Genomic DNA, 16,219 nt, shown 5'->3' on the forward strand with positions numbered 1-16,219 from the left:
CGGTGTAAAAACAGGAAACGGAGCCTAATTAGGCTCCGTCTTGGCTGGCAGCTTATATAAGTTCATCAATTCGCCGCTTGTAAATGAATAAAATTCGTAGTAGTAATGGTTATGATCAGTCTTGAGCGTATAGAAAATCTCCCATGCCGGCTTTCCGTCAAGCAGCCCCGGCTGAACCCGCAGCACGTCGGCTTCCGGCTTTGCAAGCTCGAACTTCGCCCTGATCCCCTTCTCCGCTTCGGCATCGGAAGCTTTCATTATGATAGGCTCGGCTGCCGGCATCTCTTCGTCCGTCGGCTTTTGCAGCCAAACATACATTTGCTCGCCGTCCGCATTTTTTCCAGATACGAACCAGCTTACTTGATCCCATACATGCTTGCTCACCTGATCGACTTCCGTCAATTGCGCCTCTTCGATCGCTTCCGCTTTCACAGCTCTTTCATCCGACCAACGCGGCGATTTTATATCTTTATAGTAGATCGCTATTGTCGTCACGATGAGAAGCAGTATGGAGACAACGGCGAATATCCATCGCTGCGTTGTCATGAGCGGCGGACGTTTCTTCGTATCCGCGCGCATTAGGCTTGCAATAGACGCTCGAAGCTCGCTTGCGCTTCAAAACGAATTTTTTCTTCATCCAGCATCGTGCACTCGCCATTATTCACGACTTGGCGTCCATCTATCCAAACATGCTGCACATCGCGTCCCGAGGCGGAGTAAACCAAATGCGATACGATGTCCGTCATAGGGTAAAAATGCGGCTGCTCCAAATTAATCGCAATGAAGTCGGCTTTCATGCCGACTTTAAGCAAGCCAATCTGGTCCTGCTGCCAGATGGAGCGTGCGCCGTATACCGTTCCCATACGGAGCGCTTCAATTGCCGGAATGGCCGTTGGATCGCCGGAGACGCCTTTATGCAAAAGCGCCGCAAGCCGGATTTCCTGAAACAGATCGAGATTGTTGTTGCTTGCTACGCTATCCGTGCCCAGCGATACGGTAACGCCTGCCTTAAGCAAATCGGTTACGCGCGCTACGCCGCTAGCCAGCTTCAAGTTGCTGACCGGATTATGCGATACCGCAACGCCGCGAGCGGCCAGAAGCGCGATCTCGGCATCGTTAAGGTGAACGGCATGGGCAACGAGCGACGGACGGGAGAAAAATCCGTGTTTATCCAAATGTTCGACCGGACGCAGTCCGTAGTCGCGAACGTTTTGCTCCACTTCGGCAACGGTTTCGGACATATGCGTATGAAGCGGCAAGTTATAGTCATGCGCCGCCTGGACGAAACGTTCAATATAATCGGGCGGACAAGTGTATGGCGCATGCGGCGAAATCATAGTCGTAATTCTGCCATCGGCTTTGCCATTCCAATCGCGGGCGAACGCAATCGCTTCGGCCAGCTTCGCGTCTTGTACTTCTTTATCGCAAAGTCCGATAACGCCGCGCGTCAAGCATCCGCGAATACCGGATTGCTCGACCATCATCGCTACCTGGTCCATGCGGTCATACATATCGACGAAGGCCGTCGTACCCGTCTTAAGCATCTCGACGATGGCAAGCGCACTGCCGGCCTTCGTGTCTTGATCGACATACTTCGCTTCCATCGGCCACATTTTCTCCTGCAGCCACACTTGCAAATTCAGGTCATCGGAATATCCCCGAAGCAGTGTCATTGCCGCGTGTCCATGCGTGTTAATTAAGCCGGGCATGAAAGCCAGCTTGCTGCCGTCAATCTTCCGCGCATCAGCCGCAACATCCGTAGGCATGACTGGCGCAGCTTCCCCCAAGTATGTAATACGGTCATTCGTAACGACCATATGGCCTTTAAACGAAATACGGCTCTCGTCCATCGAAACGAATAAGCCGTTCTCAATCCACAGTTGACTCATTTGCTGCATCTCCTTCTCCTGCTAGGTAATACGCTAAACTAAGCAAATCGCGCGTAAAATCGGCGTTATGAATCCGAATATGCTCGGGTACGCGCAGAATAGCGGGCGCGAAGTTCAGTATGCCCTCAATGCCCGCTTCCACGAATTGATTCGCTACGTTCTGCGCCTCGAAGGCCGGCACCGTAATGATGCCGATCCGAATATTTTGCTGAACGATAACACGCGGAAGCTCCTCCATCGGAAGAACTTGCAAATTATTGATGCTTATGCCGATTTTGCTCGGATGAGCGTCGAATACGGCCGTTATTTTCATATTGTCCTTAGAATACTTGTTATAGTTGCATAAAGCATGTCCCAAATTGCCTGCGCCAGCGAGAGCGACATTGATCGGCTGATCGACTTTCAGGATTTGCCTGATCTTCTCGATCAAATACAGAACGTCGTAGCCGATTCCTTTACGCCCGAATTCTCCGAAATAAGCTAGGTCTTTGCGAATCTGAGCCGGATTAAGGTCGAGCTTTACGCCCAATTCCTGCGATGAAACCGTCTGAACTTCACGATTGTGAAGCTCATTCAACACTTGAAGATAAATGGGCAGCCGTCTGACGACAGCTTCGGATATTTTCGTTTGCTTCATCATTTCTCCCCTCTGCGATCGCTGCCTTCTGCTCATTCGGTTCAATCGCTTCTCTACTTAGCCACTCTCGCATGCGTTGCACCATCTGATCGGTATGCATCGTCTCGATCTTCGGTCCAGGCAAAGAATACAGGAAATGCTTGCCATAGTATGCATCAATCACCCGCGTGTCGTAGATAATAACGATTCCTTTGTCCTGCGATGTTCGAACAAGTCGTCCGAACCCTTGCTTAAACCTGATGACCGCCTGCGGTATGGACAGCTTCATGAACGGATTCTGCTTCTGCCTTAGCAGCAGCTCGGACTTCGCCTCCGCGAGCGGATGATTGGGCGGCTGGAATGGCAGGCGGACAATCGCCAGACAGATGAGCGCTTCGCCGGGTATGTCTACCCCTTCCCAAAAGCTGCTTGTGCCAAGCAGCACCGATTCCGGCTGCTGCCGGAACCGTCTCGTCAGCTTCGTCCGATTGCCGCTATCGATCCCTTGGCCGAGTACTTGAATGCCGGATTCCGCCAATCTTTCCTTGAGCGGATCGTACACTTGTTTCAGCATCTTGTAAGAGGTGAACAAGACGAGCATTCTTCCCTTCGTTTCCCTTGCCGAAGCAGCCAAAGATTCTGTCAGCATGTCCAAATAGGCTTGATCGACATAGGAACCCTTCAATACGGGGAAGTTGCGCGGTATAACGACGAGCGCCTGCTCCCGATAGTTGAACGGCGATGGCAATTGCACCGTCTTAAGCCGGCCTTGATCCTCGTAACCGACAAGACCTAACTGTTCGGCCGCGTATTGGAATGATTTCTGTACGGACAAAGTTGCCGACGTCATGACAATACTCTCTTTGACATCGAAGAAATACTTCTGCAGCTGCTCGCTTACATCTACCGGCGCCGCATACAGATGAACCGAACGATAACGATAGGCGCTGCTCGCCTCGATCCAGAATACCGACGCGGCCTGCTCAAGCTTGATGAAGATGCGCAATTCATCCTTGACCCGAGTCAAATCCCTCAACGCCCCGTTAAGATCGGTAATAGCCGCTTGGATCGCCGAGTCATCGACACGCTCCTTGATGTCATTAACCATCTTATCAAGCGTTCGAATGATGCGGTTAAGCTCTGTATGAACATTTCCTTCCGTTGCAACGGCATCGTCCCAGCCGGTTGGCAGTTCGCTGCTCTTCAGGCGGCAAACCGCCTGCCCCGCTTCGCCCGAGGCGAGCTCGCTCGAAACCGAGGTGAAGCTATAGAACATTTCGAACAGCTTATCCCAGTATTCCTTAATATCATTAAATATCGGAATGACCGTATCGATCGTTTCAAGCCATGCCGATTGATGCGCATCGTCTTCATATTGAAGCTTCAGCCTTAGCGCAGGAATTAATCCTGACCGAGTATCTTTGTATAAGCGCTGAACGACTTGGTTGAACGAGAAGTAGCTGACCTGCATGCCAAGATGCTTGCCGGCGACTTCTTCGACATGATGCGCTTCATCTATAATAAGATGGCTGTAAGTCGGAAGCAACCGATGATCGGCTTGAATGTCGGTGAATAGCATGGAATGATTGGTTACGCAAACATCGGCGATATTCGACTCCTGCTTGGCCCGATGATAATAACAGCGTTTGAACCAAGGACATGCCCGGTTCAGGCATGAATCGGCATCGCTGGCCACCGTTGACCAGAAGTCAGCGCCTTTGTTGCCGAAATTCAATTCCTCTTGATCTCCGTTTTCCGTCTCGCCCAGCCAAACGACCATCTGAGCTGCCGTAATGACATCGTCAATCGGAGATACAAGATCCTTCGTATTCACTTTGCCTTCGAATTTGCGCAAGCATAAGTAATTGCCTCTTCCTTTAAAGATCGAAGCCTTGAACGGAAACGGCAGCACATCCTCGAGCAGCGGAATATCCCGTTGCCTCAATTGCTCCTGCAGATTTATCGTATGAGTGCTGACGACGATTTTCTTATTATTTCGAATGCCGTAATATAAGGCCGGAATCAAATAACCGAGCGACTTGCCCGTTCCTGTTCCCGCTTCGATAAGCAAATGCTGGTCGTTGTTTAATGCGTCGTATACTTCATTGAACATTGCCGTCTGGGCTTCACGTTCTTCGTAGTTTTCGAAGCGTCCTTCGAACCGTTGTTTCACTTCAGCCAAATATTGCTCGAACGTCATTTCGCTAAGCGGATCACTGTCGCTATCGGCTCGCGGAGGCTGTTCATCCGTCCATTCTTTGACTTTCAACGCGAATTGATTGAAGTAATCGTAATCCGCCGGCTCGAACACATTGCGCACTTCCATAAGCTGCAAAGTCTCGGACAAAAACCAACTTAAATCGCTTCCATCGTTAATGAGCGCAGATAGCCGCTGCAACGTAAGCAGCGGCAATTGGCGAAGCTTCTGTACGATTTCGATAAATAAGGTCGCTGTAGCAAGCGCATCGCTATCCGCGCGATGATGGTTATCGTGCGCGATGCCGAACATCTCGGTAACCGCGCCAAGCTGGTAAGTCGTAATGGATGGATATAATATTCGAAGTAATTCGATTGTATCAAGCCTGCGCCCGGCGAAACCATGATAGCCGCAACGATCAAGCGCTTGATTCAAAAAGCCTGCATCGAAGCCAACATTGTGAGCAACGAGAACGGCATCATCAAGCAATGGTATTAGCTGCACGAGTACCTCCTGCAGCTCCGGCGCATTTTCAACGACGGCATCGTCAATGCCGGTCAATTGCGTAATGAAGTCCGGTATCGGTACAGTAGGCCGTACGAAAGTGCTGAATGTTTGTAATACCTCAAGCTCTTCCGAAACAATGACCAGCCCGACTTGCAAAATATCGTCAGACTGGCTATGTCCGGTCGTCTCCAAATCCAGTACTGCAAATTTCATTCGTTCCCCGATCCTCTCACAAACAGCACAGCTCCGTGCTTCCAAAATATAACGATAATTGCAAAGGCGTTTGCTGACATGATTTCAAGTTGTTCAGCGGGTCGGTAAAGCTGGGATAAACGTGATGTGCCTTCATAAACAGCTTCTCCGCATGGGCAAGGTTCATATGAACCGCTTGAATGCACCCAAGCGCATTATAGCCTAAAGCAAGCCATTTAGGGAAGTCCGTCAGAGCAATCAATAGTTGAAAATGCCGCTGAGCTTCACTCCAGTTCTGCATATGCATGTGGGTCATCGCCAGAAACAGTCTAGCCAGATTGCATTCCGGCGACTGCCCGATTGCGATTTGGAACTGTGCGGCAGCTTCCGGGAACATAAATAATTTATAATAGCCTTGTCCCTTGGAAATAATGACCGCCGCTTCGTCGGGAATCTCAAGATCCGCCTTGTTGCATACCGATGTGGCTGAGATCTCCTGTTTGGCCTTCAATGGTTCGTTTGCAGCGGGCGGCATTGAATGCGACTCCGACGCACCAGTGCCGATTATGGGCTTGCTTATAAGCTCGCCATGATTGTCCTTGAAATCCGACAGCTTCTCCTCGAATTCCAGCCATTGCTCGATGAACGAATCGCTCACCTTCTTAAGCTCGTTCATTTGCTGTTCGTACTGCCGTTTTTGGGACTCGCTAGCGTCGGGGTATTGCTCGATCAGTTGGTCAAGCAGCTCATTCATTTCAGTGAACATATGTTGGAACATACCGCATCCCGCCTTCGCCAAAGAATTAAGGAGTGTTATGCTCATTTTTTGTTTTTACGGCGCTTTTCATTCAACATCCCAACCGTTACATAAGTAAGGAACAATCGCGCGCCTCACTGCAAATGTTACAAAATCGTAGAATGAAGCTCTTCCGTCAGCATCTTTAGGGGACGATTGTCGCTGTCCAGGATCGTTACGATCGGTTTATGCGCCTTCGCCTCTTCATTCGTCATCGTCGCATATGAAATAATAATGACCTGATCTCCAGGCTGAACCTGCCTAGCTGCCGCGCCATTCAAGCAAATAACGCCTGATCCGCGCTCGCCTACGATGACGTAGGTCTCGAAACGCGCACCGTTATTGTTGTTAACGATCTGCACCTTCTCATTTTCCCATATATCGGCCGCATCCATCAAATCCTCGTCAATGGTAATGCTACCTACATAATTCAGGTTCGCTTCCGTAACCGTGGCCCGGTGCAGCTTCGATTTCATCATCGTTCTGAACATAATCCTGTACCTCCGTTCTTTCCAATAAACAGTTGTCAATTAACCGGGTTGCTCCGAACTTAACGGCAAGGGCAAGCAGCAGAGGCTGCGAATCATCGGTTAACGGTTTAGTTTGCGACAGTGCATCCAGATTTGGATAATGAAGCAGCTCCACGTAGTCGATCACCGCGTCGCTTGCTTTGCTTATATGAAGCTTTACCTTTGCCTGCAGCCTTTCCGCGTTCATGCCAGGCTCCTGATACCAATCCGATGCATGCTTAAGGGCTTGTGACAGCACCACTGCTTGGCTGCGCTGCTCTGCGCTCAGGTAGACGTTGCGGGAGCTTAAGGCGAGTCCATCGGGTTCGCGTACAATCGGACAAGGTACAATCTCCACGGGTATATCCAGATCGCTTACCATCTGCTGAATAACGGCTACTTGCTGTGCATCCTTCATACCGAAGTAAGCACGATCCGGCGCGACAAGATGGAACAGCTTGCTAACGACAAGACCTACGCCGTCGAAGTGTCCAGGACGCGAAGCCCCGCATAGCCGATCCGTTATTTGGGCAACCATTAAGCTTGTAAGCGGCTTAGTCGGATACATCTCGGCCACCGATGGCAGGAATACGGCATCCACGCCATTCGATTCAGCAAGCGCCAGATCTCTTGCCTCATCCTTCGGGTAACGATCCAAATCTTCATTCGGACCGAACTGAAGCGGATTAACGAATATGCTTAGCACCGTTATTTCGTTTTGCTCTTTCGACTTCCGCATAAGACTTGCATGTCCTTCATGCAGATAACCCATTGTAGGCACAAAACCGATGCTCGCCCCAACCTTGCGATATGCAGCCATTTGCCGCTTCAGGTCTTCCTTCGTTCGGCATATAATCATAAGGTCTTCACCTCCGGAGCCGCCTTCTCATTCGCTTCATTCAATGGCTTCTCCTCTGTCGCTGCTGGCGAGCCGATACCTCCGTACAATGGCTGAACAGCTGACGTATGGCCTAGGAAAGCATGTTCCTCTGCAGGAAAAGCAGCACCCTTGACGTCCTGTACATAGGACTCAATCGCTTCTCTGATCGTCGTACCGATATCGGCATAGGTCTTGACGAATTTCTTCGGTGTGTATGGCGATGCGTACTGCAGTAAATCATGGTAGACAAGCACTTGTCCGTCGCAGCCGCGTCCTGCACCGATGCCGATCGTCGGGATTGCGAGCGCCTCGCTGATAGCCGCGGCGAGCGGCTCGGTAACGAGTTCCATCACGATGCTGAATGCGCCGGCTTGCTCAAGCGCCTTGGCGTCATTCATAAGACGTTCGGCTTCCCGGTCGAGCTTGCCCTGCACCTTGTAACCGCCAAGCTGATGCACGGATTGCGGCGTAAGTCCGATATGGCCCATCACCGGAATGCCCGCCTTCACCAAGGCTTCCACGTCTGCCGCAATTTCGTTGCCGCCTTCCAGCTTGAGCGCATGCGCTCCGCCTTCTTGCATAATGCGCGCCGCGTTGCGAAGCGTCGTCTCGCGCGAGGCGCCGTACGTCATGAACGGCATATCGGCAACGATAAACGTCTGACCCGCTCCGCGGGCTACCGCTTTTGTATGATAAACGATGTCGTCGATCGTTACCGGTATCGTCGTCTCGTAGCCGAGTACGACATTGCCGAGCGAATCGCCGACTAGGATTACGTCGATGCCTGCTTCCTCGGCGAGCTTAGCCGATGGATAATCGTAAGCGGTGAGCACGGAAATCGCATTGCGTTCCTGCTTCATTTTTTTCATTGATGTGATCGTCAGTCGTTTCCTCATCAGCCTCATCCTCCTCGAATGGCATAAGAACAGAACAAGCCTATTCTTATAGTGTAAACACAAAAAAACCTTTTAGCCGCTGCTAAAAAGGTCCCCAAACTGAAAAGGAAACGATTTCTTGTTGTGCTTCCTTCTGTCTCGGTCCTAGCGGCTCAGAGCAGAGTGCGCATTTCCAACCATTTGCTTTTGTAGCTTATCGTCGAACGATTCTCAGTGCAGTTTCCAATGAATACCGCCTGATACCGCTATTTTAACAGACTTCTCTCCATTCGTAAACGGATGCATGCAGCTTATGTCGGTTCGCCCATTTCAGCCGAGAAAACAGGAATAACGCTGCCGTCATCGAGCTGAATCTTGATTGCGCCAGTACTGTCAAGTCCAACCGGTATGCCAGTTATCGTCCCTTGAGGCGTCACCAGATTCGCCGGCTTGCCAAGCGAGATCGAAAGAGCTTCCCATAACGTAATGATCGGGCCAAACCCCTGCTCCTGATAAAGATCGTACAATTGCTCCCATTCTTGCATGAACTGGACGATAACGTCGGAACGGGACAACGGTTTCCCGGAAGCGATTCGAAGCGAGGTAGCCTTCTCCCGCAGACCGTCCTCATAGTCAGATTGTTCCAGGTTGACACTGATGCCAACGCCGGCAATAACATAACGAAGCCGCTCGTCCTCTGCAGCCGATTCCAGTAAAATACCGCTGATTTTCTTCCCTTCGATCAATAGATCATTCGGCCATTTGATGCCAATCGACAGCCCAGTCAGACGCGTTAAGCTTCTGCAAAGCGCAACGGCGGTCAGCAACGTCAACTGAGGGGCGAAATGAATCGGCACGGACGGGCGAAGCACCATGCTCATCCAAACGCCCTTGCCCTTCGGCGACACCCAGCCTCTCCCCATGCGTCCCCGGCCATTCGACTGCTGCTCCGCAATAATAAGCGTTCCTTCGGGAGCTCCGTTCTCCGCCGCGTCTCTTGCGACGATCTGAGTCGACTGAACGGTGTCATGTACATGAATGTGCTTTCCAAATCGACTTGTCTCCATACGGCTCTCCAGCCATGCACCTTCCAGCTTATCCGGTATGTTAAGCAGCCTGTAGCCTAATCGGCGAGAAGCCTCAAAGCTATACCCTTCGGCTTCCAGCTTCTGAATCTGCTTCCATATCGCCGTTCGGCTGACTTGCAGCTCTTGGCTCATTTTCTCGCCGGATACATACTGTCCGGGCTCTCGCAAAAACATTTGCAACAACTTGTCATTACTCATCGCTTTTGTCCTCTTTATCCCAAAGTTCGGCTTGCATTAGCAGCTTCTCCCGTTCGTTAACAAGCTTGCCGCCCGCAACGCTGACGAGCAGCCGATGAAGACATCGGCTCACCCATGGTCCCGCGGGCTTCCGAAGCCGCTGTGCCAGCACGCGTCCGTTCATATCCAATTGCTTAAGCGTAAGTATAGGAAATTCATTCAACTGAGCCTTAAGTATCTTGAGATCGATCGGGGTGACTGCAGAAGCATGTATGGCAGACTCGACAAGAAGCCAATCCTCCGCCAGCTGTTTGCCGTCTCGGATGACTGTCTCCGCCCACCAATCAGCCCCCTCATTGTTAGCCGCTGCGAGCGCTTCCTCATGCATGCGCATAATGCCTATGATTCTCAGTCTTCGGTTATTCGATAGCTTAAGCAATCGAAGTGACTCATCCGCGATTGCCGAAGGAATCGCACTATCCAGCAACGCCGCCGCCCACCGGCAATCCAAATCGGCAAGTTGTTCTACAAGCCCATAACGAGTAGAATCTACGCGCATATATTCGGTTAAGGGCAATGGTTCTTTCATCTTATGGAGCAAGCCGCTCGCATGGAGCCATACGAGCGCTCTGCGGGGATCGCTGCCGGCGAGAATCTTATCCAGCTCGGCTTGCACGCGTTCCATAGCGATATGCCGCATAAGTTCGCGATGTTTTCTGAGCGCCTTCCAGGTCGAGACGGCCGGCTGATAGCCATAGACGGCTATGAACCGAACAGCCCTCATCATCCGTAGCGCATCCTCTTGAAAGCGCGCATCGGCATCGCCCACGCATCTGATACATCGCCTTTCGATATCGCCAGCTCCGTTAAATGGATCGAATACGCTCCCATCGTTTCTAAGCGCCATCGCATTGATTGTGAAGTCGCGCCGCAGCAAATCGCCCTCAAGACTCGTTATGTAAGCAACGCCGGAAGGCTTGCGATAATCCTCGTAAGCGGACTCCTGCCGATAGGTCGTCACTTCATACGTTTCACCCTCATGTACGATCGTAATCGTGCCATGCCGAAGGCCAGTCGGGATGCATTTCGGGAATAGCGCCATCACCTGCTCAGGCCGCGCAGAGGTCGCAATGTCGACGTCCTTGACCGGGCGGCCGATCACCGTGTCTCTTACCGCGCCGCCGACGAATACCGCCTCATAGCCGCTTTCCTCCAGCCTGGAGACGATAGGTACGGCGGCTTCGAGCGGCTTCGGCAATGAAAGCTTCATACGTCCCAGCCTCCGATACTATTCTAACTGCTTTACGTTCATTCTCCGCATACGATCATCGGCATTTCTGCTTCAATGCCCAGTACGCGATAATAAATTTGCTCGTATTGAGCGGTAATTACATCGTTGCAGAACTCATGCGTTGCACGGAAAATACATGCCTTCCTGAACTGCTCATGCAGCTTCTCGTCCTTCAGCAGCCGCAAAGCGTTTTCCGCCATGCCGTCCACGTCGCCGATCGGGCTTAAGAATCCCGTCTCCCCATGCGTAATCAGCTCCGGAATGCCGCCTGCGTTCGAGCCAACCGTCGGCACGCCGCAAGCCATCGCTTCAAGCGCCACTAAACCGAAGCTCTCCTTCTCGGATGGCAGCAGCAGCACATCGGCGAGCGAGATAACCTGCGCGACATCCTCCTGTTTGCCAAGGAAGACGACACGATCCTCAAGCCCCATATTTTTGATTTTGCATTGGATTTTTGACAATTCGGGTCCTTCGCCTACAAGCATCAACTTGGCTGGGATCTGTTCCGACACCTTGGCGAATATATCGATCACGTCGCCAACCCGCTTAACCGGTCGGAAATTGGAAATATGCATCAGCACTTTCTCGTGCGGCTCGACAAAATCGGCGCGCAGCGCGACCGAATCGCGCGGATAGTATATCCGCTTATCAACGAAGTTGTACGTCAAATCGATCGGCGTCATAATATCGAGCAAATGTCTCGTCTCATTAATCAAGTCATTCGATACAGCCGTAACCGCATCGCTTTGGTGTATCGCCAGCCGGATCAAGTCTTTGAGCGACTCGTCCTGCGCAAGCACCGTTATATCGGTTCCATGAAGCGTCGTAACGGTCTTCAGGCCGTCGCCGATCATTTGTTTCGCCAAGTACGCGCATACCGCATGCGGCACCGCATAATGAACGTGCAGCAAGTCGAGCTGCTGCATCTTGGCCACTTGAGCCATCTTGCTTGCAAGCGACAAGTCATACGGCGGGAAACGGAATACATAATAATCGTTAACTTCTACCTCGTGGAAAAAGATGTTTTTGTGAAAATGTCCCAGTCGGAACGGTATGCTGTGCGTGATGAAATGAATCTCATGGCCGCGCTCGGCAAGCAGCTTGCCGAGCTCCGTTGCAACGACGCCTGACCCGCCTAGCGTCGGGTAGCAGGTAATGCCGATCTTCAGTTTTCTCGCCACTTTTGTCGCACCTCCTGTGCAAGTGTCTATCCGTTATTGTATTCTACAAGAGCTGTACGATTTGTCTATGACTTTAAAATAACGTTACGGCATGCGGGCGTTTGATCGCGAACCCTTCCGCGTACGCCCAGCCGCGCGCTTGTCCGAGCAAGGAATCCCTTGCTTCAACCCGTTCCACATACCTATTCGTCAGCGGCGTTGATACGCGATCTTCGCCAGCCGTAGCTTTCATGAATTGTGAACGATAGGCAAGCAGCGATTGACGTTTCAAATCATAATGCTCGCTGACGTCTACGACAAGCGATACTTGCTCCACATCGTTTATATAATAATAAATCAATTGTTCGACTTGAACCGGAGGAAGCCCCGGCATATAGCGGCGCAGCTTCGAGTTGAATACCGCTTCTTCAATCAAGCGGCTGCAATTGACATGATCCGGATGGCGGTCTACCCAATAAGGCGCAAAGACGATACGAGGACGGAAATACCGGATTTCCGCCACGATTCGTTCAATCTGCTCTTTCGTGCCCCCAAGACCCCGATCAGGCAAGCCCAAATTCGTTCGTGCGGATAGACCAAGCACCGTAGAAGCATTGGCAGCTTCTTGCTGCCTCAGCTCTACGGTGCCGTTAGAGGACATTTCCGCACGAGTCAAATCACATACGCCAACGCGCTGGCCGGCCAGCGCATGCTTCGCGATCGTGCCGCCCATTCCGATCTCCGCATCGTCCGCGTGAGCTCCGAATACGAGTATATCCAATGACTCCGAACGCGCTGTCCTCTCGATCATTGCGTTTCCTCCGGCTTGTATTTATGTACAAGCTCTCTCCATGCAAAGTCTCCGCGTTCCAATGCCTTCACAAGAAGCTCAGCCGTTGCGATATTCGTCGCAACCGGGATTCCCTGAACATCGCACAGACGAAGCAATGCGATGATATCCGGCTCGTGAGGCTGCGCCATTAACGGATCGCGTAAGAAAACGATCAAATCCATTTCATTATCCGCAACGAGAGCGCCAATCTGCTGGTCGCCGCCAAGCGGTCCAGACCTAAAGCGATGAATGTTAAGCTTTGTCTGCTCCATAATGCGAGTGCCGGTCGTGCCGGTCGAATATAATTGATGAGGGACAAATACATGCTCATACGCGATTACGAAATTAACCATTTCTTCTTTCTTGCGATCATGTGCGATAAATGCGATCTTTAACATGCCGTTCCCCTCTCCCGCTGCGCTATCTCATTAATCCATAATATGCTCGAAACCGTAGATCAAGCCGCTGTAAGTCATAACCTTCTTCACGGCGACATTGACGCCTGGCATATAGCCGGCGCGGTCGTAAGAATCGTGGCGAATCTTGAGCGTTTGTCCATGACCGCCGAAGATGACTTCCTGCTGCGCGAATACGCCGGGAAGCCTGACGCTATGTATGCGGAATCCGTTGTAATAGCCGCCGCGTGCTCCTTCAATCGTTTCCTCTTCCTTCGGATTGCCTTGGCGGAGCTCTTGTCTCGCTTGCGAGATCAGCTCGGCCGTCTTGATCGAAGTACCCGACGGCGCGTCCAGCTTCTGATCGCCGTGATATTCGATAATTTCGACATGAGGCATATATTTCGAAGCTTGTGCGGCGAACTTCATCATCAGTATAGCACCGATCGAGAAGTTAGGTGCAATCAAGCCTCCGATGCCCATCTCCTTGCAAAGCTCGTCCAACTCCACGATCTGCTCAGGCGTAAACCCCGTTGTGCCGATAATCGGACGAACTCCGCTCAGAATCGAGGTCTTCGTATTGCCGTAAGCCGCTTGCGGTACGGTGAAGTCGACGAGAACATCGGCTTGCGCGCTTGCCAGCGCCTCCTCTAATGTTGCGCTTACGGTAACCCCAGTCTCGCGTCTTCCTGCGAATATGCCCGCGTCTACAGGACCTGCCGAAGGAGCGACGGCCGCGACGAGCCGCAGCGTCTCATCCTCCAGCACCATTTTAACAACCTCGCGGCCCATTCGGCCGCTTGCGCCTACTACGGCAACGTTTATTTTTTCAGTCGACATCGCAATCACCTGTTCCTTTTTCGTTTCGTTCCGCCGTTCCCAAGCCGTTCCAATCGCCGCTTGCGGCTGACATCGGCGAACAGCGTCCGAGCGGACGAATGTTCCGGTTCTAGCCGCAGCGCCTCCCTTGCGCTCGCTACAGCTTCATCAAACCTGCCCAATGAAGAGTAAACGACACCTAATGTATAGAAGGCTTCAAAGCAGAGAGGATCCAGCCTTGTTGCTTCAATAAGCAGTACGATCGCCTCATTGGGTTTATTCGGATCGTTCAGTAGCAGCAGCTTTGCTTCGGTCAGCAGCAGCTTGGATTCAACCGTCTGCAAGTGGAATCTAAATTCGGCATTGTCCGGCTCAAGCGCAAGCGCGCTGTCCGCGTATTGCTTCGCCTTCGTCCATTTGCCGCTGCGCGAGCAAGAAATCGCGCATTTATGATGATAACTCGCATTGTGTGGCTCTACTTCTATCGCTCGCTCAAACCAATATATGGCTTGCTCGAAATCGCTGTTAAGGATGAATTCATAAGCTTTCTTGATGCAGCTCTCTCCGTCCATCCGCCCATCCTCCTTGTACACAGGTTGATGGTACAGCATATGTAAGGAGCTTGTTTACAGTTCGGTCGTTTTCTTCGTCCACCGATCGGCGTCGCGCGTTGCGAACTTATGCATCACCTTGTCGTGAGCTTCGGTCAAGTCGATGCCCAGCGAATTGGCGAAGCAAGAAAGCAGGAACAAGATGTCGCCAAGCTCCATTTCGACCGAATTATCGGCCTCGTCCGCCTTCTTCGGCTTCTCGCCGTAAAAGTGGTTGATTTCCCTTGCGAGCTCGCCCACTTCCTCGGACATTCTAGCCATAAGCGCGAGCGGACTGAAGTACCCTTCCTTGAACTGCGAAATATAAACGTCTACTTCGCCTTGTATATCCTTCAACGATTTGTCTGACATCGTCTCAAATTCCTTTCTATCTTAGCTGCTTGCATAAATGTCCTTATTCCATACACGTTTCTATGTTAACGTATGTCGTTCATGAAAATCAATGTTTTTTGATTATTGAAATAGAGGCATACTACAGCTACCATCATCCAATTCGCATGCCGTTAAGGAGACATTATATGAAACAAGTGCTGCAGCAATTGAAAATCATCCTGCCGATCATCATCGGCACAGCCATTTACGCATTCGGGTTGCATTATTTCGTCATTCCTAACCGGTTAATGGAGGGCGGCGTTACGGGCATTGCCGTCTTGTTAAACTACGCCGTCGGATGGCCTCTATCCATCACTACGCTTGCGATAAATATCCCTTTATTCGCGTTCGGATGGAAAATGCTCGGCCGGGCGCAGATGATCTATACTTTGCTAGGGACACTTTCCCTCTCCGGTTGCCTTGCCTTAATGGAACAATTCATTCATAACGGCTGGTTAACGCCGCTGCAGACTTCTCAAGACTTCATGCTGGCCGCGCTCTATGCGGGCGTAACGCTTGGCGCCGGCCTTGGAATCGTATTCCGCTTCGGAGGGACGACAGGCGGAGCAGACATCATTGCCCGCGTCATCACCCGCCGGAAAGGGATCAGCATGGGACAAATCATTTTGACGCTGGACGCGATTATCATCGGCATCTCCATCGTTTTTATTTCCGTTGAGAAAGTGCTTTATACGCTCGTCGTCGTGTTCATCGCTTCCCGCCTAATCGACTTCATCCAAGACGGGGCATACTCGGCGAAGGCGTTCTCGATTATATCCGACGAAGGCGCTGCAATTGCCCGGCAGATCACAAATGACCTCGATCGTGGCGTAACGCTGCTCCCGGCGAAGGGTGCTTACTCCGGACAACAAAAAGAGGTCGTCTATTGCGTCGTCCAAAGGCAGGAAACCCGCCGTTTGAAACAAATCGTACGCAATATCGACCCACGTGCTTTTATCGTTATTAATGACGTTCATGACGTGCTTGGCGAAGGATTCAAGGAAGAATGAATC

At 51.5% G+C, this 16,219-nt stretch carries 17 protein-coding genes; 1 reads left to right on the forward strand and 16 read right to left on the reverse strand.

The window, feature by feature from the left end; translation table 11 throughout:
* Positions 1-24: 24 nt before the first annotated feature.
* From J2T14_RS01450 to J2T14_RS01525, 16 genes are all read right to left on the reverse strand, one after another.
* The gene (locus J2T14_RS01450; RefSeq protein WP_307467096.1) at positions 25-546 is read right to left on the reverse strand and encodes a cell wall elongation regulator TseB-like domain-containing protein; all 522 of its coding nucleotides are present in this window, start codon (positions 544-546) and stop codon (positions 25-27) included.
* Between the two features lie 32 nt (positions 547-578).
* A complete protein-coding gene (locus tag J2T14_RS01455) occupies positions 579-1,889 on the reverse strand; it encodes an amidohydrolase (RefSeq protein WP_373458089.1) in 1,311 nt (436 codons plus the stop codon).
* Positions 1,870-2,526, reverse strand: coding sequence for a redox-sensing transcriptional repressor Rex (locus tag J2T14_RS01460; protein WP_307201528.1), 657 nt, complete (start codon positions 2,524-2,526; stop codon positions 1,870-1,872). Before J2T14_RS01460 ends, J2T14_RS01455 begins: the two co-directional genes overlap by 20 nt.
* Positions 2,459-5,434 (reverse strand): ATP-dependent DNA helicase DinG, encoded by a 2,976-nt coding sequence (dinG, locus tag J2T14_RS01465; RefSeq protein ID WP_307468564.1) that lies wholly within the window; start codon positions 5,432-5,434, stop codon positions 2,459-2,461. Before dinG ends, J2T14_RS01460 begins: the two co-directional genes overlap by 68 nt.
* Positions 5,435-5,438: 4 nt before the next feature.
* The gene (locus tag J2T14_RS01470; protein ID WP_307201530.1) at positions 5,439-6,179 is read right to left on the reverse strand and encodes a tetratricopeptide repeat protein; all 741 of its coding nucleotides are present in this window, start codon (positions 6,177-6,179) and stop codon (positions 5,439-5,441) included.
* Between the two features lie 125 nt (positions 6,180-6,304).
* A complete protein-coding gene (gene panD, locus J2T14_RS01475; RefSeq protein WP_307201532.1) occupies positions 6,305-6,688 on the reverse strand; it encodes an aspartate 1-decarboxylase in 384 nt (127 codons plus the stop codon).
* Positions 6,615-7,565 carry a pantoate--beta-alanine ligase gene (panC, locus tag J2T14_RS01480; RefSeq protein ID WP_307467099.1) on the reverse strand — a complete coding sequence of 317 codons (951 nt, stop codon included), beginning with the start codon at positions 7,563-7,565 and terminating at the stop codon, positions 6,615-6,617. The genes panD and panC overlap by 74 nt, the downstream gene beginning before the upstream one ends.
* Positions 7,562-8,482 carry a 3-methyl-2-oxobutanoate hydroxymethyltransferase gene (gene panB / locus J2T14_RS01485; RefSeq protein ID WP_307467102.1) on the reverse strand — a complete coding sequence of 307 codons (921 nt, stop codon included), beginning with the start codon at positions 8,480-8,482 and terminating at the stop codon, positions 7,562-7,564. Before panB ends, panC begins: the two co-directional genes overlap by 4 nt.
* Positions 8,483-8,772: 290 nt before the next feature.
* On the reverse strand, positions 8,773-9,747 hold the full coding sequence (locus J2T14_RS01490; RefSeq protein WP_307467105.1) for a biotin--[acetyl-CoA-carboxylase] ligase: 975 nt from the start codon (positions 9,745-9,747) through the stop codon (positions 8,773-8,775).
* Positions 9,740-10,996 carry a CCA tRNA nucleotidyltransferase gene (locus tag J2T14_RS01495; RefSeq protein WP_307467108.1) on the reverse strand — a complete coding sequence of 419 codons (1,257 nt, stop codon included), beginning with the start codon at positions 10,994-10,996 and terminating at the stop codon, positions 9,740-9,742. The genes J2T14_RS01490 and J2T14_RS01495 overlap by 8 nt, the downstream gene beginning before the upstream one ends.
* Before the next feature lie 38 nt (positions 10,997-11,034).
* Positions 11,035-12,198 (reverse strand): N-acetyl-alpha-D-glucosaminyl L-malate synthase BshA, encoded by a 1,164-nt coding sequence (bshA, locus tag J2T14_RS01500; RefSeq protein WP_307201541.1) that lies wholly within the window; start codon positions 12,196-12,198, stop codon positions 11,035-11,037.
* 73 nt (positions 12,199-12,271) lie between these two features.
* Positions 12,272-12,988, reverse strand: a complete 717-nt coding sequence (gene bshB1 / locus J2T14_RS01505) for a bacillithiol biosynthesis deacetylase BshB1 (RefSeq protein WP_307467111.1) — start codon at positions 12,986-12,988, stop codon at positions 12,272-12,274.
* On the reverse strand, positions 12,985-13,407 hold the full coding sequence (locus J2T14_RS01510) for a methylglyoxal synthase (protein ID WP_307201546.1): 423 nt from the start codon (positions 13,405-13,407) through the stop codon (positions 12,985-12,987). The genes bshB1 and J2T14_RS01510 overlap by 4 nt, the downstream gene beginning before the upstream one ends.
* Positions 13,408-13,437: 30 nt before the next feature.
* On the reverse strand, positions 13,438-14,244 hold the full coding sequence (dapB, locus tag J2T14_RS01515; protein WP_307467113.1) for a 4-hydroxy-tetrahydrodipicolinate reductase: 807 nt from the start codon (positions 14,242-14,244) through the stop codon (positions 13,438-13,440).
* Positions 14,245-14,249: 5 nt separating this feature from the next.
* Positions 14,250-14,795, reverse strand: coding sequence for a tetratricopeptide repeat protein (locus J2T14_RS01520; protein WP_307467115.1), 546 nt, complete (start codon positions 14,793-14,795; stop codon positions 14,250-14,252).
* A gap of 54 nt (positions 14,796-14,849) precedes the next feature.
* On the reverse strand, positions 14,850-15,185 hold the full coding sequence (locus tag J2T14_RS01525; protein ID WP_307201552.1) for a nucleotide pyrophosphohydrolase: 336 nt from the start codon (positions 15,183-15,185) through the stop codon (positions 14,850-14,852).
* Between the two features lie 167 nt (positions 15,186-15,352).
* Here J2T14_RS01525 and J2T14_RS01530 point away from each other — a divergent pair, with 167 nt between their 5' ends.
* Entirely contained in the window at positions 15,353-16,216 is an 864-nt protein-coding gene (locus tag J2T14_RS01530) for a YitT family protein (protein ID WP_307467120.1), read from the forward strand.
* Positions 16,217-16,219 lie beyond the last annotated feature (3 nt).

The organism is Paenibacillus harenae (assembly GCF_030812415.1).
Lineage (GTDB): Bacteria > Bacillota > Bacilli > Paenibacillales > Paenibacillaceae > Pristimantibacillus > Pristimantibacillus harenae_A.